Annotated in this window: 16 protein-coding genes and 2 pseudogenes; 8 read left to right on the top strand and 10 right to left on the bottom strand. The window is 35.7% G+C overall.

Annotation, left to right across the window (positions count from 1 at the left end; all coding sequences use genetic code 11):
- Positions 1 to 65 precede the first annotated feature (65 nt).
- From JNUCC74_RS02560 to yfkAB, 3 genes and pseudogenes are all read right to left on the bottom strand, one after another.
- Positions 66 to 209: pseudogene (locus tag JNUCC74_RS02560) on the bottom strand (flagellin); the annotation flags it as partial.
- Positions 210 to 482: 273 nt separating this feature from the next.
- Positions 483 to 1,577: a mechanosensitive ion channel family protein gene (locus JNUCC74_RS02555; protein WP_454066776.1), complete on the bottom strand. Its 1,095-nt coding sequence runs from the start codon at positions 1,575 to 1,577 to the stop codon at positions 483 to 485.
- A gap of 360 nt (positions 1,578 to 1,937) precedes the next feature.
- The gene (gene yfkAB / locus JNUCC74_RS02550; RefSeq protein ID WP_454066775.1) at positions 1,938 to 3,071 is read right to left on the bottom strand and encodes a radical SAM/CxCxxxxC motif protein YfkAB; all 1,134 of its coding nucleotides are present in this window, start codon (positions 3,069 to 3,071) and stop codon (positions 1,938 to 1,940) included.
- 438 nt (positions 3,072 to 3,509) lie between these two features.
- Here yfkAB and JNUCC74_RS02545 point away from each other — a divergent pair, with 438 nt between their 5' ends.
- From JNUCC74_RS02545 to JNUCC74_RS02535, 3 genes are all read left to right on the top strand, one after another.
- The gene (locus JNUCC74_RS02545; protein WP_454066774.1) at positions 3,510 to 4,001 is read left to right on the top strand and encodes a nucleoside 2-deoxyribosyltransferase; all 492 of its coding nucleotides are present in this window, start codon (positions 3,510 to 3,512) and stop codon (positions 3,999 to 4,001) included.
- Positions 4,002 to 4,601: 600 nt separating this feature from the next.
- Positions 4,602 to 5,159, top strand: a complete 558-nt coding sequence (locus tag JNUCC74_RS02540; RefSeq protein ID WP_454065613.1) for a helix-turn-helix domain-containing protein — start codon at positions 4,602 to 4,604, stop codon at positions 5,157 to 5,159.
- Positions 5,123 to 5,989 carry an IS3 family transposase gene (locus JNUCC74_RS02535; protein ID WP_454065614.1) on the top strand — a complete coding sequence of 289 codons (867 nt, stop codon included), beginning with the start codon at positions 5,123 to 5,125 and terminating at the stop codon, positions 5,987 to 5,989. The genes JNUCC74_RS02540 and JNUCC74_RS02535 overlap by 37 nt, the downstream gene beginning before the upstream one ends.
- 222 nt (positions 5,990 to 6,211) lie before the next feature.
- Here the strand turns inward: JNUCC74_RS02535 and JNUCC74_RS02530 are convergent.
- Both JNUCC74_RS02530 and JNUCC74_RS02525 read right to left on the bottom strand, forming a co-directional pair.
- A pseudogene (locus JNUCC74_RS02530) lies at positions 6,212 to 6,427 on the bottom strand (radical SAM/CxCxxxxC motif protein YfkAB); the annotation flags it as partial.
- An 81-nt stretch (positions 6,428 to 6,508) separates the two neighbouring features.
- Complete coding sequence (locus tag JNUCC74_RS02525) at positions 6,509 to 7,243, bottom strand: EcsC family protein (protein ID WP_454066773.1); 735 nt, start codon at positions 7,241 to 7,243, stop codon at positions 6,509 to 6,511.
- A 291-nt stretch (positions 7,244 to 7,534) separates the two neighbouring features.
- Here JNUCC74_RS02525 and JNUCC74_RS02520 point away from each other — a divergent pair, with 291 nt between their 5' ends.
- The gene (locus JNUCC74_RS02520) at positions 7,535 to 8,191 is read left to right on the top strand and encodes a GntR family transcriptional regulator (protein WP_077319296.1); all 657 of its coding nucleotides are present in this window, start codon (positions 7,535 to 7,537) and stop codon (positions 8,189 to 8,191) included.
- A 583-nt stretch (positions 8,192 to 8,774) separates the two neighbouring features.
- Here JNUCC74_RS02520 and JNUCC74_RS02515 read toward each other — a convergent pair.
- The 5 genes from JNUCC74_RS02515 to JNUCC74_RS02495 form a co-directional block, all read right to left on the bottom strand.
- Positions 8,775 to 10,111, bottom strand: a protein-coding gene (locus tag JNUCC74_RS02515; protein WP_454066482.1) for an IS3 family transposase whose coding sequence is annotated in 2 segments (ribosomal slippage) — positions 8,775 to 9,727 and positions 9,727 to 10,111 — 1,338 coding nt in all. Because the reading frame shifts where the segments join, the coding sequence is not laid out codon by codon here.
- Positions 10,112 to 10,242: 131 nt separating this feature from the next.
- The gene (gene brnQ / locus JNUCC74_RS02510; RefSeq protein ID WP_077319295.1) at positions 10,243 to 11,607 is read right to left on the bottom strand and encodes a branched-chain amino acid transport system II carrier protein; all 1,365 of its coding nucleotides are present in this window, start codon (positions 11,605 to 11,607) and stop codon (positions 10,243 to 10,245) included.
- Positions 11,608 to 12,454: 847 nt separating this feature from the next.
- Complete coding sequence (locus tag JNUCC74_RS02505; RefSeq protein ID WP_454066772.1) at positions 12,455 to 14,200, bottom strand: ABC transporter ATP-binding protein; 1,746 nt, start codon at positions 14,198 to 14,200, stop codon at positions 12,455 to 12,457.
- Positions 14,201 to 15,599: 1,399 nt separating this feature from the next.
- Positions 15,600 to 17,204 carry an ABC transporter permease gene (locus JNUCC74_RS02500; RefSeq protein ID WP_454066771.1) on the bottom strand — a complete coding sequence of 535 codons (1,605 nt, stop codon included), beginning with the start codon at positions 17,202 to 17,204 and terminating at the stop codon, positions 15,600 to 15,602.
- Positions 17,205 to 17,206: 2 nt separating this feature from the next.
- Entirely contained in the window at positions 17,207 to 18,094 is an 888-nt protein-coding gene (locus JNUCC74_RS02495) for an ABC transporter ATP-binding protein (protein WP_077319291.1), read from the bottom strand.
- A 279-nt stretch (positions 18,095 to 18,373) separates the two neighbouring features.
- Between JNUCC74_RS02495 and JNUCC74_RS02490 the strand changes: the two genes are divergently transcribed.
- From JNUCC74_RS02490 to JNUCC74_RS02475, 4 genes are all read left to right on the top strand, one after another.
- Positions 18,374 to 18,970 (top strand): TetR/AcrR family transcriptional regulator, encoded by a 597-nt coding sequence (locus tag JNUCC74_RS02490; protein ID WP_454066770.1) that lies wholly within the window; start codon positions 18,374 to 18,376, stop codon positions 18,968 to 18,970.
- Positions 18,971 to 19,446: 476 nt separating this feature from the next.
- On the top strand, positions 19,447 to 20,199 hold the full coding sequence (locus JNUCC74_RS02485) for a GTP cyclohydrolase II (protein WP_454066769.1): 753 nt from the start codon (positions 19,447 to 19,449) through the stop codon (positions 20,197 to 20,199).
- Positions 20,199 to 21,302: a bifunctional diaminohydroxyphosphoribosylaminopyrimidine deaminase/5-amino-6-(5-phosphoribosylamino)uracil reductase RibD gene (ribD, locus tag JNUCC74_RS02480; RefSeq protein WP_077319289.1), complete on the top strand. Its 1,104-nt coding sequence runs from the start codon at positions 20,199 to 20,201 to the stop codon at positions 21,300 to 21,302. The genes JNUCC74_RS02485 and ribD overlap by 1 nt, the downstream gene beginning before the upstream one ends.
- Before the next feature lie 563 nt (positions 21,303 to 21,865).
- Entirely contained in the window at positions 21,866 to 25,003 is a 3,138-nt protein-coding gene (locus JNUCC74_RS02475) for an ATP-binding protein (protein ID WP_454066768.1), read from the top strand.
- Positions 25,004 to 25,519: the final 516 nt, after the last annotated feature.

Raw genomic sequence — 25,519 nt, 5'->3', positions numbered from 1 at the left:
ATCAATAAGAACATCCCACAGAAATTTGCTCCGTGGGATTTCTATTTTTACTATTATAGTTTCAATTAACGAAGTAATTGAAGTACACCTTGTGGCGTTTGATTAGCTTGCGCAAGCATAGATTGAGTTGCTTGAGTAAGAATGTTGTTCTTTGTGAATGCCATCATTTCTTTAGCCATATCTACGTCACGGATACGAGATTCAGCAGCAAAGTAAACCATCGGCTCACACTGTCGTTTATGACATGCCGATATAGAACATGTGTTCTTGATTAGATAATAACAATTTGATATACTTATTTTATCAAATACAGGGGGTAAATCATGTTGGAAAATAAAGCCGCTGAAGTTGCAGTATCATCCATTAACTATCTTTTTTTACAACACGTAATAAACAATTCAATTTTGCTTCTATGCAGTTCTATTAAGAAGCGTAGGAATAGCGCTCGCATGACTCTAGATAAGCTTCTCCTTTTTATATAATTACATTTTTTGCCGCAATAATATTTCACTATCGTTAGTGTCTACAAGCAGCTTTTGTGTCGGTAAAGCAATTGCTACCCCTTCCCTATCTAAGATGTCGAGAATAGCTAGGTTCATTGCTTCTTTTACGTTTAAATATTCTCCCCAATCTGTTGTATTTGTAAAAAAATATAAAAATAATTCGAACCCATTTTCTTTGTATTGATCAAAATTAACAAAAATTGTATCTTGATGTATTTCATTATTATTACGTAGTTCAAGTTCTATTTGGAAGATAACACTCTTTATTTTCTCACGAGATGTTTCATAGGTTAATCGTAAGTTGAATGAAATCTGTCGCTTTCCCATTTTACTCCAATTTGTAATTGCTTCTTTAGCCAGTGTCGCATTCGGCACAGTAACAAGCGCTTGAGCAAAGGTTCTTATTTTGGTACTGCGAAAGGAAATATCTTCAATTGTCCCTTCTACACTCGGTGTCCATACCCAATCACCAATGGTAAATGGCTTTTCCGTAATAATAATAATCCCACCAAAGAAATTGGCTAATGCATCCTTTGCAGCTAAAGCAAAAGCAAGTCCTCCTATCCCTAATCCTGCTACAAACCCATTGACATCATAGCCAAATTCTTGTGCAATAATACTAAAACTTATAGCCACTACAATAAATCGGATTGCCTTGGAAAAAAACGGAATAAGGATCGAATCGATCTTCAAATCAAATTTATCGTTCATTTTTGCAAATAACAGCGATGAAGAAGAAGATAAATTAAATAGCCCCCAACCAACCATGAAAATTACAGAAGATCTTTCTAAATGAACAAAAAAACCATTTGTATGATCTACATAGGGAAACAACCTTAAAAATATGTAGATACCAAATATCACCAACAATCCTTCTACAGGTCGTTCAAATGCTGACTTAAGCTGCACAAACAAACCATTTAACCAATGCTTGCTCACTTTTAACAATAAGGTAAAAAAATAACGTGTAATACCTTTTCTAAAGAAGAAAATTAATAGTAAAATAACGATAGATAAACTGGTATATATTAGGTTTTCATAGGCTTGTAGAAATTGAAGAAACTCGATTGACATAATCGTGCACAACCCCCAACGAATTGTTTGCTACTATATGTATATAAGTATTTCTAGAGAATAGAAGTTGTAAGTAGTACTTTCACTTATTGGGTGAGGATAGAGATCAACAGCTGCTGCGCGTTTTTAAAAGAGATTTAATCTTTTATACTTATAGAAAGTGAAAATGATTTTCTCTTTCTATTCCCTTTATCTCCCAGCAAACTGGGCTCTAAACCTCTGACACAACTGATTACGTTATTATACTCTTACTCTAGAAATCATATGCCGTGCTTTTTAACATGCAAAAAACGCCACTATAACTAGCTAGTGGAGTTTTATTGGTGAAGCAATAATAATTATTTCATACTTTCATAGTATTTACAGTTCAATAACCGCTTTTCGTTGTTGAAAATCTACATCCTGGTAATATGTATTTTTAACAAGAATATTAGGACCAAGGCATTTTACAGCCGGGCAGTGACAATTTAATGATTTTGCTGTTTTCGTCTGCACCCAGCGGTCATATGCCTCAGGAAGCGACATAGTCTGAATGTTCCCTAGTTTCGGTTCATCTCCAAAGTCAGTAACAATAATGTCACCTGAAAATATATTTACATTTAAACGGGAACGGCCATCCGGGTCATTTCTTACCGACACATTTTTTTCGTTAAATAGACGCTTTAATAAGTTTAGATCAGATTGTGAAGAACTGCATGGATAAAAAGGCAACGTACCAAACAACATCCATACACTTGTATTCCGATGATCTAATAATCGCTCGATACCTGTTCTCATTTCTTCTAAGGATAATGTCTCTAAATTACTTGCAAAGTCAACAGGGTACATCGGATGGATCTCATGACGCGAGCATCCCATTTCTAGCACATGGTCATGAATTTTTTCCAAATATGGGTACGTACGCCGATTAAGCATCGTTTCTGCAGATACCATAATACCTGCTTGAGAAATTTTTTGTGCATTTTCAACCATACGCTCAAAATATTTCTTTCGATTTTCCAACGATGGCTTTCTTTCCATCCTAGCAAATCCTGTTTCAGCGAATTCTTCTGCTGTTCCCCAATTGTGTGAAATATGCAGCACATCTAAATAAGGAAGTATTTCCTCAAAACGGCTATATGGCAAAGTTAAATTAGAATTAATCTGCGTTTTTATGCCTCGTTCATGTGCATATTTTAATAATGGTACAACATAATTGCGAACCGACTTTTTTGACATCATCGGTTCTCCTCCTGTAATACTTAACGTGCGAAGATGCGCTATTTCATCTAACCGTTGCTCTAATAATTCCAATGGTAATGCGTCAGGATCTTTTCCTTGCAGCGTATAGCCAACCGCACAATGAGCACAGCGCATGTTACAAAGTGTTGTTGTTGTAAATTCAATGTTTGATAATGTCATTTTTCCATATTGTTCAACATCCAAATATGCTTCCCATGGATCATTTTGAGGTGTAGGCTTGCTTTTGGTAATGACTTTATACTGTTTACTCATTTTAACTACTCCTATCTTATAACTCCCATCATAAGTATGAATAAAGGTTAGGGCTTATGTCAACGCAAAATGCTATGTAACTTTAATTAATAACATTCAACAGAGAACCCCTCTATTGAAGTTGTTAACCATCTGAAAGATTATGGCTTTATTGGACAGACTGGAAAGATCATTGATTGAGACAGATCAAATTAAAAAGACTATTTCCTATTGGATTGAAACTGAAATTGGGCGTATCTGTACCACATGAGGAATTTTACTAAATTGGATAGTTCCAAAATAATTTAATTAATGCTTTACAGTATACTTAAGATGCGCTAAATTAATTATTGTGCTTAAGCTTTCTATTAAGCAATACTGAAAAACATTATAAGTGAGGACTTTTTCACATGAAAAACTCTCCTTTCTTTTTAGATTAACATAGGAGGTTGATTATAGATGAATTCAAAGACGGAGATTACAAAAGCAAGGGTATACCTAGCCTCTCCATTTTTCAATGATGAGCAGGTTGAGAGAGTAAAAAGAGTCGAGCAGGCATTAGAGACGAATCCTTTTGTTGAAGCTTATTTCTCTCCTAGAAAGGAGCAACTTAACTTTCTTCCTTTTGGCTCTCCTCAGTGGGCTAATGCAGTTTATCAAAATGACATCAAAAATATTGATTGGGCTACTCATGTTGTTGCTGTAATTGATTATGATGGAGAAACTTTCTTACATGGTGAAAGGCATGGACATGTTGACTCAGGAACAGCTATGGAGATTGGTTATGCTGTAGCTACCGGAAAGCCAGTGATCTTAGTCCATGAAAAAGGAGGCATTGTCAATCTAATGCTGTCAGAGAGCTGTCATGCTTACCTGACTGGCACTGATTATGTTGCTGAATATAACTTTTTGAAAATGCCACAGATTCAATATAAAGGCGGCTATATTTAATGACCTGGTTAATGGAGAGTCTAAGACAATTAGAAAAATAGGTAACGAAAAAATTAGAAGAAGACTGATGCTAACAGTATTGATGTAGAAAGTGCGCTAAAATACTGTATAATATAAATTCAATATTGCAGTATGGTGGTAAATACTGTCACTATAAGTACTCTGGGAAAGTTGTATTACTGCTTGATGATGGCTAACTATAACAGTGAAACAAGAAAGAGGCTGGCACATAACTAAAACAGTTGATTAAAAAACGAACCATAAATCGTCCTTGTACTATAGGAAAGTATAAAATTTTATGGTTTATAGTATAAGAAAAACTACGGCTTTCGCTAAGGAATTGGCGATAAGCCAAGCTTTTCTAATGTATACGTAAGTTTAGCGTAGTCAACATATGTATACTCCTCTCGGGAATATCTTGAGCTGAAGATCCCGCAGGAAAGCGATTTTTGCTTTCCGAGGAAGCTGAGGCCGGGCCCGCGGAAAGCGAAATATGTTGACGTAGCAAGGATAGGATTTTTTAACACAAACAAACCGAACAATTATAAGGTACCGACCCCCGAAAGTTAGAGTAGAAATCTAATTTTCGGGGGTGTTTTTATGGCTAAATATAGTGAAGAATTTAAAATAAATCTTGTCACCGAGTATTTATATGGCAACCTAGGATATAAATTATTGGCAAAAAAATATAATATGGGTAGCGCAACACCAATATTTGAATGGGTGAAAGTCTATAAGTCTCAGGGAATGGATGGGTTAAAAAGAAAAAAAGCTAGGAAGTTTTATCCTGTTCGATTTAAATTAAATACGATACAATTTGTGTTAAAGACAGGTGCTACTTTTTTAGAAACTGCTGTTCAATTTAAATTGAACAACCCTTCCTTAATTAGACGCTGGATGAAAGAATTTAAGGAACAAGGAGTAGAAGGCCTGAAACCAAAGGGGGAGTCTTCTATGTCTAAGAAACCCAATAAACGGAAGAAAAAGGAAGAAAAAAAGTTAACACGTGAAGAAATATTAGAACGAGAGAATGAACTATTAAGGCTAGAAAATGCGTACCTAAAAAAGCTACGAGCTTTTCGGGAGAATCCAAATGCCTTCCACGAAAAGCACAGGCAAAGGTGGCATTTGGACTTAAAGAAGAAGGATTCCGATTAAAAGATATTCTCCTTATTGTGGGCATACCTGAAGCAACCTATCACTATCATGTGAAAAATTTTGGCAGAGAAGATTCAGACAAAGTACTAAAAAAAATCATTATCGATTTATTTAAAAAGTTCCATGAACGTTATGGCTATAAACGTATTACTAGAGAACTAAATAAATTAGGATACGTTATCAACCATAAAAAAGTATATCGCATTATGTGCGAATTGGGATTGAAATGTGTGAAATTTATGCGAAAATCCCGTAAATACAATTCCTATAAGGGAAACGTTGGAAAAGTGGCGAAAAACCGATTGTCTCGCCGTTTTAACACGCCAATTCCTCTTCAAAAATTAGTAACCGATATTACAGAATTCAAATGTCTAAGTGAAGAGAAGTTATATTTAAATCCGATTCTTGACCTTTATAACGGAGAAATTATTGCGTATAAAATCAAGGAACGTCCAACGTTAGATCTTGTCATAGAACCTTTAAAAGAAACGATAGAGATAATAAAGAATCATGCAACCTATCGCACCACCATCCATTCTGACCAAGGCTTTCATTACCAACACAACCAATGGGTGAGAACATTAAAAGAGAATAAAGTATTCCAAAGCATGTCTAGAAAAGCAACCTGTGCGGATAATGCTTCCATGGAGAATTTTTTTGGCATTTTAAAACAAGAAATGTATTATGGAGAAAAATTAGTAAGCTATGAAGAATTAAAAAGTCGGATTGAAGAATATATCTATTGGTATAATCATGAACGAATAAAAGAAAAATTGGCCGGGCTGAGCCCAGTCGAGTATCGAACGCAATCCAGCCAATCAACTGTATAATAAAACTCTAACTTTTGGGGGTAATCACATAAGTGAATTGTTCGGTTTTTGCTATTTAGTATTTGCTTTTTTCCCAGCTCCTTTTACTATATCTGCTGTCAAACTTTTAGCTAGTTTAAAGAGTATTTCTTTATTAGGTTTATTTTTCCTCTCTCAAGCCGATTTATAATATTGGTTATATCTTCTATACAATAATATCAAATTTGCATTGATTTACGGTTAAACACCACGACGATGTGCTATATTAAAACAGCGGTATGACCATATAACGGACTGATTTTTTCTGCATCATGAGCCTCCCTGTTATACTTAACGTGCGCAAATGAGGGATTTCATCAAGTCTTTTCTCCAGTAACCACAGTGAGCACAGCACGTATTACAAAGCGTTGTTGTCGTAATTTCAATGTTCGATAGTTTCATCCTTCCATGCTGTTCCACTTCTAAATAAGCTCCCTAAGGTGCAATAGAAGAAGTTGGAATATTGCCAAATTCTTTTTTGCGTTTGCTAGAGGTTAATGTTTACATAAAACTAGATTCATCGCCCGGTATCGTCAACAGCCTCAACCTGTACGCATTCATTGTCGTCTCTCCTAACTGACCCAGTAAATTATAGTTTGCATATGCTCCAACCACCGCACCAAATCCAGGAACCATTTGCAACAATTTAACCAAGTCTATATAATCACGGTATTCTTGTTGAAAAACTTGCCAATCCATTTCTACCAGCTTATGCTTTTCCTGTTCCCAATTTTCAATGGTGTACATGGTTTGCTTTCGCGTCTTATCATTTGAAAAAGCAAGCTGAAAGACGTGCAAAATAAATAAGCGCTCTTCGTACTCTTTTGTATTAAAACCGTAAATAGAAGCGGCTTCGAATAAAAATTTCACCTTAATTGATAATAGTAACGGAAAATCAGCTAAACTAAGAAATATTCCTCCTGCACCTGTACCTGCTCCTTCAATCGTGGCTGTTTTCCGATAGGTTACTAATTTTCCTTTCACCAGTTCATCTTGCTTATATAAATTCTTCTCTTGAATAAGTGGCTTTTTTGTCATCATCTGTGACCCTGTCAAAATGGCTCTCACCATGTTTTTTATACTTTCAGTAATAAAGCGTTGTGCTTTTGCAGGGATCCAACTATTTATTTTCGATTGTGCTTTTTTAGAGACTTGGTTAAATAAGTTAGGTTTTTGATACATTTTCTTTCTCCAACAAGTAAGTTCTCGTTGTACCGTTTGTTCATAAGAAACCATTTAAACACCTCCTTCAAATGAACAACACTAATATATTGTATATTTCCATGGTTTCTTATTTTATTGTATACTATTTATTAAACAATATATTTATTTGATAAAGACCTGCGGTAATGTATCAAAGTAAATAAATAATTATTTGGTAATCAAGGTTCAAATTCTTAAAAAGACAAACCTCAAGCTAGACTAGTAATAAATTGGAAATTACTGAATGATCTAATGAGATTTTTGAAGCTAATTATTATGCTTCATTAAGTAATACCTAAACATAATATACGAGGGGGATCAGATATGCCGATACCTGTAAATCATTCTAAACCAGTTCGACAATCCGCTAAAGAAAGCGCATTTAATCAAATTCAACAATGGATTATCGATGGCACCCTGCAGCCTGGAGAAAAATTGAATGATTCAGAGCTAGCACAAGCATTAGGAATAAGTAGGACTCCTGTTCGCGAGTCTTTACAATTATTGGAGACGCAAGGGTTTGTTCAAATGTTTCCAGGCAAAGCGACACAGGTTACAGAAGTGGAAAAAGAATCGATAAATGATCTTTTGCCGCCCTTAGCTGTACTACAAGCGTTGTCTGCTGAATTGGCGATTGAAAATTTAAACGAAGAAACATTGGAGCAATTGAGAAACACAAATGAACGATTTGCAAAAGCCATTCATTCAGAGAATTACTATGCAGCTTTGAAAATTGATGAACAATTCCACCAAATTATTGTTGACACTGCAAATAACCCTTATATTCATAGAATTGTAGCAAATTTACAAGCACATGTTAGACGCTTATTTTTCCACAACTCCATCATTTTAACAGAAAAGTCCATACAGGAACATAAAAAAATTATTCAACTAATGAAAGAAGGAAAAAAAGAACCTCTTTCTGAACTCATGAAGGAGAATTGGCTTCGGACAATAGAAGAATTTCAGGCTCAAAAATAATCCTATATACATGCCTATTTAAAAGATTAAAGGGACAAAGATTTGGAAGAACTTTTAGCTAGACAAAGGGGGTTCTGAAAAGCCCTATAGAAAGACTGTAATCATGGGATAAAAAACGATCAACCATAAATTACCTTCCTGCTTCATTATTTTGAAATGAGGGGTGTTTCCTCATTTAAATAAAACGAAAACGATTACACATTAATACTTCAACTGCTTTTATCTTTCAACCATTCTTAATGTATGCTACTACACACGATATTCTTTGATCATGTCATTAGAACCAATGTATCTAGATTTATGCAATAAGAAAAATACGACTTCTAACATGCGGGAAATGGAAACATGCCTCTAAAACAGGGGGATGCCACACTTCACGGTAAGCCCGCTTTTAGTCGACCTTCCGCCGATGGTGACTTATTGAAGGAAGAAGTTCGAAGTTTTATAGCGATTTGAGGACACTAAGCTACATACAACAAATATCAGCCGTGATGTACAAACGGATATAATTTCCGCATACAATAAAAAAAGGACCGCTCATTCACTAAAATGTACCCTTTGTAAAGGACATTTTAAAAAAAGACTATGCTACATTGAGAAGATGATTCCTATATTGAACAGGGGTCATCTTCTTTAAATTCCATTGGTATCTGTAGTTGTTGTAATAAGTCATATAACTCTTAACCTCACGTTTTAACTCAGCCAATGTCTCACAAGGTTTAATATATGTTTCATCTTTGAAGTGTCCAAAAAATGATTCCTGTGGTGCGTTATCCCAACAGTTTCCTCGTCTGGACATGGATTGACCTAAACCATATTTTTTAACCAGCTTTTGAAAGAGTGGGTTTGTATAATGGAATCCTTGATCCGAGTGTATGAAGGCGCCATCTGCCAACTTTACTTTTCTATTATTTTTCCACTTCAACAAAGTGTCTGTTGCGATATCCAAAGTAATACGGTCAGAAACGTCATACGCTAGTATTTCATTTGTTGAACCATCCTTAATCGTTGATAAATATGCTTTCTTACCCTTACCATAGAATAAGTAAGTAATATCTGTGAGTAATACTTTTCCAGGTACATTTTGTTTGAATTGGCGATTAAGTAAGTTAGGTAAAACAGTATGTTCTTTTGTTGCTTTTGCCATTCTTCGATATGGATTGGCTTTTCTTATGGGGCAAAAAATATTGTATTTCTTCATGATTCGTCGGATACGTTTTAGATTGTAGTTAAGGTTGAATTGACCCATTAACGTCATTTTAATTTGACGAGCTCCCTTTTTACGCTTTTTAAAGTTAAAGGCTTTTAATATATTCTTTTTAAGTAGTTTATCTTGTTCCTCCCGTGCTCTTCTTCGTTCTTGTGATTGTAACGAGAAATAATTATAATAACCAGAACGTGAAACCCCACAAATATCACATAGAAAACTTACCATATTTCGTAGATTGTACTTTTTTATGATAGAACGAATTAAAAGAAATTTCATTTCGACAGCACCTACTACTTGCTTCTCCCCAGCCCCCTTTCGATCATTTCTAACTTTTTTAATAACTCATTTTCAGCTCTTAACAATTGAACTTGAGCTTCTAATCGAACATTCTTTTCTTCTAACGTAAGTTCTTTCTGACGAGCCCTTCCGGAGATGTTTGAGCGTGAGTCACTAAGTCCCAATACCCCAGACTTCTTATAAGCAGTGCGCCATCTATTAGCTGTTTTTTTTACTCTGTCTTTACCTATGACTTCAATATCAAAGCCGTTCTCCTCAAAAATTTGACTTGGAAATTTTCCTTTTTCACTCTCTGAAATAAATAATCTCCTAAACTCATCTGTATAGGTAATTGCTTTATTACTTGCAGACTTTACATTAGGATTTACAAATAGGTCGTTCACTTCTTTTTCTGTAAAATACTTTTTAGTCATCATGATTCCCCAAATCCATTTTTCTTTGTTATTAACTTAAGTATACAAGAAAGAACCCTATAAAGTAGTCCTTTTTCAAAGTGTCTACTCTATAGGGTACATTTTACACAAGCAGGTCCTTTTTTATAAGCCTATTTACTTACCGCTTCCACTGCTGTTGCTTTGTGTACCCACTGTACCACACCAGTAATTATTAGGACAATAACTGCTGGTACAAGCCAGCCGAGTCCTTGTTCATACATTGGTAAAATCTCTTTATAGAAATTGATGATTGGAGCTAACCAGTCAAAATAAGGAATTTTCAAGGAATCGCATAATGCCTTCAATCCATCAACACTACTAATTAAGATCGTAATAACAGTCACAGAGATGTATACTAGTTTCGCATGATTAAATAATGGTGATAAAAATGCTAATAACATTAATACAATTGCTAATGGGTACAAGAACATAAGCACTGGCACAGAGTAGGTAATAATATTTGTTAAACCGAAATTCGCAATGGTAAATGTAAATATTGAAAACATTAAAACAAATTTCCGATAGCTAATATTAGGGAATAAGGTGTGAAAATATTCAGAACAGGAGATTGTTAAACCAATACTTGTCGTTAAACAAGCCAAAATAATTACAATAGCTAATAGAATCATACCGAATGTTCCAAAATAATGCGTTGCTGCACTGCTTAAAACAGGAGCACCTGTATCAAATATTCCATAAGCCTCCGTACTTGTAGCCCCCAAATAAGCTATCCCTAGGTAGATGGAACCAAGCAAAACAATTGCAACAGATCCGGACTTAGCAGTTGCCCGTAAAATTTCTTTTTTTGAGCTGATTCCAAAGGAACGAATTGCTTTAATTACAATAATCCCAAACACAAGTGATGCCAGTGCATCCATGGTATTATAACCTTCGATAAATCCTTTTACAAAAGGTCCATTTTGGTATATTTCTTGTGGAGTTTCAAACGAACCCATTGGTTTTATAAACACCATTGCAAGTAAAATAAACAGTAAAATTACAATTCCTGGTGCTAACAGTTTACCGACATAGTCAACAATTTTTGAAGGATAAAGAGAAAATGCTAACGTAACCCCAAAAAACAGCAAAGTAAAAATAAATAGTCCGATTTGTGCGAATTCTCCGCCTATAAAACCAGAAATACCAATATCATATGCAACAGTACCTGTTCTTGGTGCAGCGAAAAAAGGTCCAATTGTTAAATAGAGCAAAGATGTAAATAATACTCCGTAGATTGGATGAACTCTGCTGGCTAAGTCTTGAAGACTCTCACTGCCTGAAAAGCTCATCGCTAACACACCTAATAGCGGTAATCCTACTCCCGTAATTAAAAAACCGGCAACTGCTTGCCATACATTTGCTCCTGATAATTGTCCTAGTTGGGCGGGAAAAATCAAGTTTCCAGCTCCGAAAAATAGTGCGAATAACATTACGCCTATCGCAGTATAAGTAGAAAATGATAGTTTTTCCTTCATGATATGGTGTACTCTCCCAGTCGTAAATTTTAATATATGCAATATATCGCTGGAATATATCATACTATTATTTATACTAACATGCAATATATTACCCAAATTATTTCCACATTTCGATGTATAGTCGAAAAATTGTCACATACCCATTTAATAAAGTGAAACTTCATTCAGTAGGAGTTTTCTTCCATTTATACTGAATGTTAGCTTGAACGAATCGGGCATTTAGGTGCCGTTTTCTCCCACTTAGACCTTTTGTATTCACTCAAGGCTCTTGAAGTGGGAGTCTTACGGCACCTTAGATGCGGGATAAAAATATTGATTATAAAAGAAAAATGCCATTAGCATTGGAAAAAACAAGTAAATCTTCAATCAATAAGAGATAAAAAAACCCCACTGATTGTTAGAATGAACATAATCAGACTTCTAACATGCAGTTGGATCTCACGCTTATTCTGCTAGGGTTCACCTCATGGCATGGATGAGAGGTCTACGGCCAGTTCCGTGCGGGATAAAAGGGTTTTAATTCGGTATGGAAACATTAAACTGCTGCAAAATACCTTATTAAACAATCAAAACTCTACCCCGTCACCCTGAAAGAAGGGTTTTTCAGATGGCTTTTTTCTGAAACCTTCGCAAAAAACAGCAGATTTTTAGGCGAGAGAAATAAAGCACACTTACATTAGGTTAAAAGAGCAAGAGACAGAAAAACCGATGTTGCTATCATAAGTTTGTTAGTCCTAAGCGGCTTAAGCTGACGACGAAGCTTCTTTTAAAAAAGATGTTCATCATCTAAAAACAGATATGCGTTACTACACAATAAAGAAGAGACTGACGAATCAGTCTCTCATTAATCAGCTAGTTGCTGATGAGCAAACTCCCGATATAACGAATGCTTTTCTAATAACTCCTCATGTTTTCCCATTCCTGTTAATTGACCATTTTCAATAAAAATAATTTTATCCGCATCTACAATCGTTGCTAGACGGTGAGCAATAACAAAAGTTGTTCGCCCCTTCATTAGTCGCGTTAAAGCTTGTTGGACGACTTTTTCCGATTGACTATCCAAACTCGCAGTTGCTTCGTCCATCATAAGGATTTTCGGGTTCCGTAAAAATGCACGAGCAATGTTAATCCGTTGCCTTTGACCACCGGATAGTGTAATACCTCGCTCTCCTACCTTCGTATTTAATTGATCTGGAAAATCAGCAATAAATTCATCTGCATAAGCCATTGCTGCTACTGCCCATAGTTTTTCATCTGGAATTTCATTCGCATTCTCGAGCCCATAGGTGAGATTTTCACGTATCGTCCCTGCAACCATCGCACTTTCCTGGGAAACATAACCTATCTGCTTCCGCCAGTCGGTTAACGATAAATCCTGAATAGATGTATCACCAATAAGAATATCTCCTTTTGTTGGCTGATAATACCGTTCAAGTAAGCTAAATAACGTTGTTTTTCCTGCACCGCTTGGGCCTGCTAAAGCAATCATTTCTCCAGGATAAGCGGTAAAGGTGATATTTTCTAATACCATATCTTTGTCATTATACGCAAATGATACATTACGAAAATAAATCGGCTGATGCGAAATATCTTGGTGAATACGAGTTGTACCTTGTTCTGTAGTCTCTTCGTCCAGCTCTAATATTGCTATAATTCGCTCGGTTGCTCCTTTTGCCTTTTGTAATTGAGTAAAGAACATAGCAAATGACGTGATTGGCATTACAATTTGAAATAAATATAGGAGAAAAGCAACAAGTGATCCCGTCGACATCGTACCATTTGCAACACGGATGCCTCCATATCCAATGATAATAACAACTACTGCCATTATGATGGAATACATAATTGGACTAATTAATGCAAGTATCTTTGACTCCTTCAATCCAAGCAAAAGCAGTTTACCAATCCCCTTAATTCCTTTTTCTGCTTCATAATGCTCTGCCGTAGAAGATTTCATTAGGCGAATTTCACTTAATGTTTGTTGAATATCACCAGTGAATACAGCTGTTTCATCTTGTAAACTACGTGAAATCTTAGACATTTTTCTACCTAAAGGCACCATGAACGCAATCGTAACTGGTACAGATATAAGCATCATTAACGTCATTTTCCAATCCATAACGAGCAGGATAATTATCGAACCAATTATTGATATAATCCCACTTATAAATTGTGGAAAATATTGTGAGATTAAGTCTTTTGCTACCGCCGTATCATTAACAATCCGACTAACCGATTTTCCACTATTCGTCTTATCAAAATATCTAACTGGCAAACGGATAAATTTTAACCACATACGTTCTCGTAATCTTGCTACAATTTTTTGACCAACTGCAGCTAACATGTAAATCGAAATACCATCAATAATTGCCTGAAAAATAAACACTGCACTAATCGCTAAAATAAGCATCCAACTGATAGACTCAATCGAAAAGCCATCTACTAATTCCTTTGTCAATACCGGAATAGATAAGCCAATAATAGTGGTAATTACACTGCCGATTAAGCCAACAAATAAAGCAAATTTTGGTATATTTGTAGATAAAATAAAAGAAATGAACTGTTTTAAACCTTGATTATCCTTTTTCATTTAAATAGACTACCTCCACTTTTACACATTGGACAGTTTATTGTTATACGTAATTTGATTCGAACATAAAGTGAAACTTCTTTCCGTGGAACACGGAATGTTAGTACCGCAAGGGTATGACCTAAAGGCCCTTGAACGAATCGGGCATTTAGGTGCCGTTTTCTCTCTCCTGAACTTCTCCATGTTCCTTCAACTCTTCATGAGGGAGACTACGGCACCTTACATGCGGGATAAAATCAAGAGGTTGTTCAAAAAGCAGGGTGAACATGACACGATTGCCTTCGTGGTTTAGAAAACAATATCAGTTCCTGCATAGTAGATAACTTTTTTGAAAGATATCTCGTCTCGCATCAGCTAAAGCGTTCATGCTGCTATTTAACTTCGCTATATAGCGATTGTGCTTAATCGCAACGTTACAAAAAAGGGGGGCTAAGGTCTTATTTTTAAGCCCCTGATTTTGAACAGGAATCCTCTTTCCATATTCAATATAAAATATGACGTAAGGTAATGCACAAGTAAAATAATAAAAAGAGTGCTTCTATTTACTTTTCGATTGGTTTAAATATAAAGGAAACACTTAGTTATTTACTTTTTTGTTCCATTGTACATATATTATGCTATTATTAACAAGAATTGAGAAGTGAAGTATATAGATTTACTAGAAAAAGAACATAAATCGATTAACTACGTGCATTCTATAAAATCAGATGAAGCTTTGTATATATTTTTTTCACAGATAAAAGAAGTCCTAGATTCGGAATTTTTCAGTTATTATTCACAACTGTCATGGAACCGCCAATAATAATGGTATCACATCGCTTTTATAAGATGATTTGAAGAAGTGTTTTTTAATAAAAAATCACCGCTTGATACAGTGAAACAAGCGAGAATACGATAAAATGGATAGGCAAGACATCTTATCTATTTAATAATAGCTAGTATAGTAGCTTACTATACAGGTGAATTTTACCTGAAAGAGTTTCCTAAATGTTTTTTTGCAGCTTGTAAACATATTTGTAATTGGTTTCCCCATAATGTATTTTGAATATCGAGAAAAGATAAACAAACCTTTTAGTAGTGATCTAGATACAGCTTTTAGTTCCATTTATGAAGATTACTATAGAAAAAATAGGAAGTGAGTAGAACAAAATGAAATGATTTAAGATATTCAATTTTTATATGATAGCTAAAACAATTTGACCATTTAAATTTTTACTAAAAATAAAAGAGCCTAATAAGCTCTTATTTTTAGGGAAAGCGGATTGTTTATACATTTTATTATTTCTAGTTTTCAAATACATTTTTATTTTTACAACGGAAGATTTGCTGATCTACAGCTCCTCTTCAAAAATTAACGCTCGCTCGAATCACTGACTTTAGAGAAGTCATTAAACTAGAATTATCCTTCCATATCTCGTTGTTTATAACCGATAAAGCCTAAGACCATAAATACAAAAGAGACACCAGTTAATATCAATATCGTGAACCAGTTTATATCTTCAATTGGAAATTGCGGAATGTACCCGTATGGAGACAGTTTACTCATCCATTCTGGAAATTGAATTAAGTTTCCCAAATATACAACAATAAAAGAATAAATTAAATATAACCACATCCAATTGCTAACTTTAGGTGAAATCCCAATGAGAAGTACTGCTAACCCAATCATTACCCAAACAGCAGGTAAATAAATGAAAGCGGCCTGAAAAACAACCTTTATATCCAACCCTCCATCAACAACAACCGTTCCTGTTACCCACAATCCAATAGCGGAAAGGGAAAGCATTACCACAGAAACAATTATAGAGATAGCTAACGAGCTTCCTAGCAAAATTGATCGTGACACCGCTCTACTTAATAGATGCTCCATTCGATTGTTTTTTTCTTCACTAATGACCTTTAGCACCGCCATTAACACCGGTACTGTACTTAACATCGCCATAATACTCATTAGCATTGGAATAAATTGTTCGATCAACGAAAATCCTTTTATAGAAGGAAGCATTTGTTGCATCAGATCTATGTCTGCTAAAAAAGCATCTAAGTCGCCAAGTACTGATCCATACGCAGCGCCAATTATAAATAAGCCAACTCCCCACGAAATCATAGCTGTACACTGCAATCGAAATAATAGACCAAACGGACTCAGTAATAAAACAGAAGCGTTTCGTTTTCCTGGTCTGGAAGGCAGAAAACCAGCCCCAATATCACGTATCGTGTTTAAATAAAGCGCAATAAGACAAAGAAGAAAAGCTGTTCCTACAGTTAATAAAATCGGCCACCAATAATTATTAACATATACTTCTGAGCTGAGAATCCACCCTAAAGGTGATAACCAAGATAATACCTCATTACCAACATCGCCAATAGCGCGCAATAGATAAGCAAGACCTAATATAAAAAAAGCAAATCCTGTTGCTAGTCGGGAGCTTTCCGTTAATTGGGCAACGATAGCGGTTATTGATGTAAAGAAAAAGCCGGTTGCCCCTAAAGCAGCTCCATATAGGATCGATCCGTTTAAATCAATACTTTCGATATGAAGAGCTGCAAGCCCCAAGCCTGTCATGAATGCTAAAATTAAATTGATTAGTAATCCCATTATCAATGTTGCCAGTAGACTGGACAATCTTCCTGTTGGTAATGAACGGATTAGCTCCATTCGCCCATCTTCTTCCTCTGCTCGTGTATGACGGGTAACGAACAAAATACTCATAATTGCAACAACGATTGCAGTAAAGAGTAGCATTTGATGAGCCATCATAGCACCGGAAGTATAGTTTTCCAGACCATATCCTGTTCCGACCATCGCTGTCATCGCCGGATTACGCATCGTTTCAGCTAGTATCTGCCTATCTTCTTTAGTCGGATATAAATCAGAGAATGAGATAGCTACGATTACGGTTACAAGAAATAAAGAGATTAGCCAAAGCGAAATCCGCAATCGATCTTGTTTTAGTAAAAAGCGACACAGGTTTCCTGTATGTTTCGTTAAATGATTTATCATGGCTATTGCACATCCCCCTCATAATGCCGCATAAATAAATCCTCTAATGTTGGCGGAGTACTCTCCAATTTTACAATTCCATATTGGCTGAGATAGCGAATTACTGAATCGAGTTCTTCTGTATCCACTTGAAAAGAAAGCTTATTATCTTTTTTGTTAACATCATGGATACCTTTTATATCAACAAGGGAAGGGATTGGCTGTTTTGTTTCGATTCGCAAATTGGTTCTTGTCAGATGACGTAATTCATAGAGGGATCCGGTTTCAATTATTTTCCCTTGACGAATAATGCCAATGTGATCACATAATTTTTCTACCTCAGATAAGATATGACTGGACAGTAGAACGCTTTTTCCTTCCTCCTTAGCCTCCAAAACGCAGGATTGAAAAATCTGCTCCATTAATGGATCGAGTCCTGACGTTGGCTCATCTAAGATATATAAATCTGCATCAATAGCAAAAGCTGATACTAATGCTACTTTTTGTCGGTTTCCTTTGGAATACGTACGACATTTTTTAGTGGGGTCCAGTTCAAAGCGCTCAATTAACTCTTCCTTACGATGGTTATTAATTCCACCACGCAATTTGATAAATAAGTCAATTACCTCTCCCCCAGTTAAGTTCGGCCAAAGATTAACATCACCCGGCACATAAGCTGTTCGCTTATGAATAGCTACAGCATCTTGCCAAGCATCCTTACCAAAAATCCTAACCTCTCCACTTGTCGCTTTTAAAATTCCCAGTAGCACTCGTATCGTAGTTGATTTTCCAGCACCATTCGGCCCAATAAAACCATATACTTGGCCTTTATCTACTTCTATATTCACTTGATCTAATGCAGTAAACTTGCCAAATTTTTTGGTTAAATTTCTTGTTTGCAAAACCGTCATGAAATTCACTCCTCTCATATTTGGCTTCTTTAACCTAAAGTAATAAACAAAAGTTAGAAGCACTCGGTTAGTGACGTACAAAACTAGAACCTTCTGAAAAGCGATAAAATGAAATTTCATTCAAGGAGTTCTTTTTTCCTTGAGAAATCGCGATGTATCGCCTAAGCAATAAGAAGTTATGAAATAATCTTAATAATATACAAATTATTTCCTCTTTGCAATAGGATATGAAATAATTTTATTGTTTTATTACATATTTTTTAATAAACTAAAGTGGAGGTGAATCAATTGGATGGTTTCCAAAGAAGACGAGAACTAAAAAAATCACATATTTTACAAGCCGCACTAGCTTTATTTATGGAATTTGGCATACAAAAGGTTTCCATCAAAGAAATTGCTGCAAAGGCAAATGTTTCTCAAGTTACCATATATAATTACTTTAGGGGTAAGGATCAATTAGTCCATAAGGTAATCGCTTTTTCTATAAATCAAGAGTTAAAAAGATATGAACAGATCATATATAGTGATCAGCCATTCCAAGAAAAAATGAAAGCGATTGTTTTCGCTAAAACAGAGACGTCTAAACAAATAAACGACAATTTTTTTCAAACGATGATGAAAGAATATAAGAATGACAACAGTTATATTCAAGAAGTATACGTCAATAAGGCATTACCCATGACGATGGACTTGTTTAATGAAGGGAAAAAGCAAGGGTATATTGATCCACAATTGTCTAACCAGTCGCTGCTAATGTATTTACAAATCTTTCAGGAAGCGATGCAACGAGAAGATATCTATCAACAAATTCTGCCTTTGACAGAAGATATCATCAAACTGTTTTTTTACGGAATTGTTGGGAAAGATGAGCGATAAGGAACATGTAGTCAAAATTAATTGCACTGCTTTCCCTTCCGTAGAAGTAATATTTCGCCTAATACTTTTTATTATTAGCTTGATTTTTTGCTATTGTTAATACTTCTGCGGACAAGCTTCCGCCATTTTATGCATTAATACATTATACAGTTCTTTTCCACTTCGTTTCATATCCTTTCGGCTTGGTGTGGCGCTCTCCTTAATTTATACAGCTTGCATCTGGTTCGACGTTGGATCGTTTATTTGAGATTAGTGGTTTAACTTTGTAGTAATTTGCTCTGACTTTGCAAGCTGCTGTTTCGATGCTTCGATTAGTTTATCAATTTTGAGTATATCGAGAATGAATCTAAAAAACCAATGAATGATATACTGTGAGTGCATTGCAGTAATAGAGTGACATTTAAGGGCAGTTTTTTCAATCTTTGCATTCACAAAAGAATTCATTATACTTAAGAATAATGAAGGGAGATAACAAAATGGAACAACAAAGGAAGCTAGATCCTCATGTTTTTTCTATTTTACAAGATAAAATACAACGGATAGATACAGATTACGATGCAATATATTTAGTCGGTCCTATTCAATTGCCTGTCAATTTATACGGAGAGACAAGCCTATTTCATTGGTATTGCTGGCTTAACTCTAAAGTAGTCACTGACGATTATCAATCAATCATTGAGAAGTTATCCTCCGTAAATTTAGCTGAGTCTCAACAATCCAGTGTGCTAGTCTATGGTGATTTTGCCAATATTGACAATGCACTCGTCCGAATGCACTCTATTTGTCATACAGGCGATATTTTCGGCAGCAAGCGATGCGACTGCGGTTTTCAATTGCGAGAAGCAATGACACGAATTAAGGAAAACGGCTCTGGGGCATTATTCTATTTAGCTAATCATGAAGGCAGAGGAATTGGCTTATTTAGTAAAGCGATGACATATATCCTTCAGGAAAATGGATATGATACAGTCGAAGCAAATGAAAGCCTAGGCTTTGTGAATGATTCAAGAAATTATCAAGATGCCCTCTATGTACTAAAACGGTTACGATCAAAACCTGTAACGGTCATTACCAACAATCCCGAAAAGCTGGTGGCTTTTAAAAAGGCTGGGGTTCCTATTAATGGAAGAACCCCATTATGGGGGGACATATCTGAATATAACCGCAAATATTTGCAAACAAAGATAAACAAATCCGGGCATTTTCAACCGGAAGGAGCACTGTTGTAATGACGACACATGAGTTTTATATGGACATTGCTTTAAATCATGCACGTACTATGAAAGGGCAAACCGACCCGAATCCATTAGTCGGATGTGTTATTGTCAATCATAAACGTATTGTTGGTATCGGTACACACTTAAAGGCAGGAGAGCCACATGCTGAGATTCACGCATTACGTATGGCGAAAGAACAGGCGCGAGGAGGGACACTGTACGTTACACTGGAACCTTGCTCACATCATGGTAGGACAGGCCCCTGTGCAGAAGCGATCGTCAATGCTGGGGTTAAAAAAGTGGTAATTGCTACCTTAGATCCAAATCCGATTGTTTCTGGTAGTGGCATTGCAATACTGAAAAATGCCGGAATTGATGTCGAGATTGGAATTCGAGAAAGAGAAGCAAATAAAATGAACGAGGTTTTTAACACATTTATTGTAGAAAGAAGACCCTTTATTACGCTAAAAACAGGCATCACCATGGATGGTAAAATAGCTACACATACTTCTCACAGCAAATGGATCACATCCGATGCAGCGAGAAAAGATGTTCACCAACTTCGACATCAACATATGGCGATTTTAACCGGAATAAATACGGTTTTAAAGGATAATCCGGCGCTGACAGCACGTATTCCAAGTGGACGTAATCCAATCCGTATCGTGATGGATTCTACATTAAAAATTCCACTCAACTATCAACTTGTTCAGGATCAGCAGGCGGAAACATGGATTTTCACAACAATGAACCATGATAAAGAAAAACGAAAAGCATTAGAGGCTTTGGGCATAACGGTGATTGTGACAGAGGATACAAGCATGGTAGACCCCCATCAAGTAGTAATGTATCTAGGAAAAGAAGGTGTATCCTCCCTTCTTTTGGAGGCGGGAGGTGCGATTAATGCCGCCTTTTTAGAACAGCAGCTCATTGATAAGGTGATCTTATATATGGCTCCAAAATTAATTGGTGGAAAAGATGCACCTACCTTCCTAGAAGGTACAGGAGTAGAAACAATGAAAGAAGCAATTGAGCTAACAGATATTACGATTGAAAAAATTGGTAAAGATATGAAGTGGGCAGGATATCCAATGTACAAACAAAATCATCGTTGAATAGCTCGTAATATACAGCAGCAAGTATAATAATATGCTTGCTGCTGTTTTTTGATAAGTGAGGGGATTTTACAGAACTTAAGTCTAATAATCCTCTTCGTACCCCGACATCCAGAACCTTACTAAAAGAAAACTTTCATTATTTGCGCTAGAATTTATATATACATCTAAGCTTTACAATTAGATTTTACTTAGTCTCTCCTTATAATTAATTCCTCCAATCAATTGCTAAATTTCCACAAAAATAGGATAATATACAAATCTTTATTTTATTATTAAGAATAGCAGTATAGTAGAGTTTATTTATAAAAACAATCTGGGAAAAGTTTGGAGATATAGATATGAACAAAATAGTATTTACAGCTATAATAGAATTAATCCTCTCTTTTGCGGCTTTTTAAAAAGCTAGGAAAAATGGCTTGTTTCTTACAGGTCTATCTTTGAAATGCATCCATTCAGTTTAAACTATGCCCTCAAACTTTACGACGCTTCTCCTTCTTTTGAAGAGACATTTTGAGTATGCTTTAGTTATTCCACTAATCTGTGTATAAGGAGAAATCAATTTGGTAAAAAAATCGGCAAGTTTTCTGATGAAAAAAAGGACTATTTTTTTATTACTAGGATTATTTTTAATTGTGTTGTCGAGTTCTCGATTATTGTGGATGAAATCATTTCAGAATCAAGAGCTACCACCTATTAAGGATGGGCAATTAGATTTACGAGGCTGGAATGCAAAAGATGATAAGGTTCTCTTATTAGATGGCGAGTGGGAATTTTACCCTTCAACACTGTTAATACAAGAAAGACAACAAGACATAGGTAATCCGGGACTTATTCAAGTTCCAGGCGAATGGAACGAAGCATTACGTTCACCGTATGGATTTGCTACCTACCGTTTGCGTATTCTTGTTAATCCTGATGAAGACCTTAATTATAGTATGCGAGTATCCAGTATACGAAGCGCTTCAGAAGTCTATGTCAATGGTCGTTTGTTGGAAAAATCCGGGCAGGTGGCAAAAAATAAAAACAGCTACTCACCGAAAAACTTACCTTATTCCACAACCTTTACAGCAGACGAAAACGGAGTTATTGACATTTGGATACAAGCTGCAAACTTTGTTGATATCCGTAGCAGTGGTATCATTCGCTCTATTAAGTTTGGTTCAGAAACTGCTATTATCAAAGACATGAAAAATTCCTATACACTGCAGATTTCAACTGCAATTATTTTTCTCGTTCATTCTATTTATGCAGCCATGTTATTTTTTCTTGGAAACAAGGAAAAGAAACTCTTATATTTCTCTTTACTTACTTTTTCTGCAATGCTCACAAATTTATTAAGTAATGATGAAAAATTATTCCACCAATTATTGTATATTGGCCATGTGTGGGATTTTCGCTTAGCTAATGCTGCTCTACTCATTGGATTCTATGCGATGTTAAAATGTACAGATCATCATTTTCTTCCGTATTGGCGCAGGATTTATCCTATTTATTCAGTAATTCTTTTGAGCACTGCCGGAATCACATTATTTTTAAATCCAACGCAAATCATTAAAATTTTTCCTATTTACTTTCTGTTGGTTGCAACGGCAACCATTATTACAGCTAACGCTATATTGCATAAATTTATAAAAGATCCAAAAAGTAATCTTTTATTGCTCTTTTCTCTTACTGCACTACTTCATCATTTTACTTGGGCAATCTTTTGGCGAGAAAATGGAGTTACTGTTATCCACTATCCGTTTGATTTATATATTGCAATGGGAAGTTTTGCAGCTGTATGGTTTAAGGATTATTTTAAAATGCATAGTGACACCAAAGAACTTGCAGCTACATTGCAAAGGATGAATGATCATAAGGATCAATTTTTGGCAAACACATCACATGAATTCAAAAATCCACTCCATGGCATTTTAAACATGTCACAAGCTGTTTTGAAAAGGGAACAAAAATTATTACAGAAAAGAAGTGTCAAAGAGCTTGAAACTATTTTATCTGTAGGAAGGAGGATGAATTTAATACTAAATGATTTACTTGATGTGATGAGCCTTCAGCAAGGAAATCCGCGTCTGCACATGAAATGCATAGCCGTGGAACCAATTATTACAGGGGTAATCGATATATTACAGTTTACGGTAGAAGGTAAACCAGTAAAAATTATTAATCAAATACCTGAGGACTTTCCTCCAGTATTTGCTGATGAAAATCGAGTGATTCAAATTGTGTTTAATTTACTTCACAACGCTGTGAAATATACAAGCGAAGGTCAGATTTATATCCGCGCTTTTATAAAAGACGCCAAAGCATTCATCGCAATTAAAGACACAGGAATTGGCATGGATAGAGATTTGCTAAAACGCCTGTTCCAACCTTATGAACAAGCAAATCCTAATGAGACGATGATAGAGGGAGGGTTTGGCTTAGGGTTAAGTATTTCTAAACAATTAGTCGAACTTCATGGTGGTACATTAGAAGTGAATTCCAATTTAGGAAAAGGCTCAGAATTCATTTTCTCTCTAAAATTGGCAGACGAGAACAAGCTAACTTCTAAGTCTTCTGAACAATTGACATTACGTACTAAACCGCTTCCAGACGATAGCCAATTGGATACAGAAGCATTTGAGATCTATCCAGATAATAATCATACAACCACACAAAATCGTACTACTAATCGATTAAACATATTGATTGTTGATGATGATCCAGTAAATCTTGAGGTGTTAAAAGCAATCCTTCGTCCGGAGGAATATGATATTACCGCAGTAACAAGCGGAAAAGAAGCACTAGCTGTATTGCATCAGCAAGAATGGGATTTAGTAATTTCCGACATTATGATGCCACAAATGTCCGGATATGAGCTAACTCAAATAATACGTAAACGTTTTTCGCTAACGGAGCTGCCAATTTTATTACTTACTGCTAGAAGTCAGCCGCATGATATCCGTAGCGGATTTTTAGCTGGGGCAAATGATTATGTAACCAAACCGGTAGAAGCAATGGAAATAAGATCACGGATTGAGGCATTAACTACGATTAAACGAGTTGTTCAAGAGCAGTTGCAATTAGAGGCCGCTTGGCTACAAGCGCAAATCCAGCCTCACTTTTTATTTAACACCTTAAATGCGTTAGCAAGTCTAAGTATAATGGATTTAGAAAAAATGCGAGATTTACTTAGTGAGTTTAGCCATTTTTTAAGGAATAAATTTAAGTTCAAAAATATGAATGAATTAATTCCGATTGAAGAGGAATTAAGTATGGTTCGGTCTTATTTGTATATTGAACAAGTGCGATTTGGAAATAGGCTTCAAGTTGTTTGGGAGAAAGATAAATGTGATGACTTAAAAATTCCATTCCTCTCCATACAACCTTTGGTAGAGAATGCTATCCGCCATGGTATTATGAAACGTATCGAAGGCGGGACAATTATTATTCGCATTTCTGTCTTTCAGTCATATACAGAAATATCAGTGGAAGACGACGGAGTTGGAATAGATCAAGTGACATTACAACAAATTTTTGCAAGAAAAACGGACCATAAATCAGGAGTCGGACTAATTAATACCGATCTGCGATTAAAACGCTTCTTTGGAACGGGGCTGCAAATCGCCAGTACGCCCGGGCACGGAACAAAGGTATCTTTTGTAATAAGAGATGAAATGATGAAAGTCAATAAAGCAAAACTTTATAACTTTTCATGACAAAGTTATTCACTCTATTTACCTGAAAGTAAAGTATCGTAAGACTCCACTTCAAGAGTTGTTGAGATTATCGAGAAGTCGAAATGGGAATTTAGGAGTCATTTTTCTCATCCGTATGCAAAATCTCAAGCTCTTTTTTGAAATGAGAAAAATACGGATTCTTCCATCCGGGATAAAGGAAACATGCCTCTAAAACAGGGGGTATGCCGACGCCTGAGCGGCAAGTACGCTTTTAGTCGGCCTTCCTTTAGATTCGGGTAGATGTTGGCTTATCGTAGGAAGAAGAGTGACGTTTGCTCCAGCTTAAGCGCATAAGCTAGACAAAGATATCTACCATTGGATAGCAGGTATAAATTCCTAAATGACAAAACCCCATTCCGGGAGAGAATGAAGCTACCAGAATGAGATTTCCTTCAATTAAATGAAGCAGTAAAATTCCTGTTGGGAGTATAAACCATTTTGTGTGTAAATAGGAATTGTAGACATATCCATTTACACAAAACTTTTTACGCTCTC

The organism is Cerasibacillus sp. JNUCC 74 (assembly GCF_053667775.1).
This window is presented reverse-complemented; position numbering and strand designations above follow the sequence as displayed.

Bases quoted from the DNA above. Each gene is read 5' to 3' on its own strand.
- JNUCC74_RS02525 (WP_454066773.1), bottom strand. From the start codon at position 7,243: ATGGTTTCTTATGAACAAACGGTACAACGAGAACTTACTTGTTGGAGA.
- yfkAB (WP_454066775.1), bottom strand. From the start codon at position 3,071: ATGAGTAAACAGTATAAAGTCATTACCAAAAGCAAGCCTACACCTCAA.
- JNUCC74_RS02505 (WP_454066772.1), bottom strand. From the start codon at position 14,200: ATGAAAAAGGATAATCAAGGTTTAAAACAGTTCATTTCTTTTATTTTA.
- JNUCC74_RS02485 (WP_454066769.1), top strand. From the start codon at position 19,447: ATGGAACAACAAAGGAAGCTAGATCCTCATGTTTTTTCTATTTTACAA.
- JNUCC74_RS02545 (WP_454066774.1), top strand. From the start codon at position 3,510: ATGAATTCAAAGACGGAGATTACAAAAGCAAGGGTATACCTAGCCTCT.
- ribD (WP_077319289.1), top strand. From the start codon at position 20,199: ATGACGACACATGAGTTTTATATGGACATTGCTTTAAATCATGCACGT.
- brnQ (WP_077319295.1), bottom strand. From the start codon at position 11,607: ATGAAGGAAAAACTATCATTTTCTACTTATACTGCGATAGGCGTAATG.
- JNUCC74_RS02500 (WP_454066771.1), bottom strand. From the start codon at position 17,204: ATGATAAATCATTTAACGAAACATACAGGAAACCTGTGTCGCTTTTTA.
- JNUCC74_RS02520 (WP_077319296.1), top strand. From the start codon at position 7,535: ATGCCGATACCTGTAAATCATTCTAAACCAGTTCGACAATCCGCTAAA.
- JNUCC74_RS02495 (WP_077319291.1), bottom strand. From the start codon at position 18,094: ATGACGGTTTTGCAAACAAGAAATTTAACCAAAAAATTTGGCAAGTTT.
- JNUCC74_RS02540 (WP_454065613.1), top strand. From the start codon at position 4,602: ATGGCTAAATATAGTGAAGAATTTAAAATAAATCTTGTCACCGAGTAT.
- JNUCC74_RS02555 (WP_454066776.1), bottom strand. From the start codon at position 1,577: ATGTCAATCGAGTTTCTTCAATTTCTACAAGCCTATGAAAACCTAATA.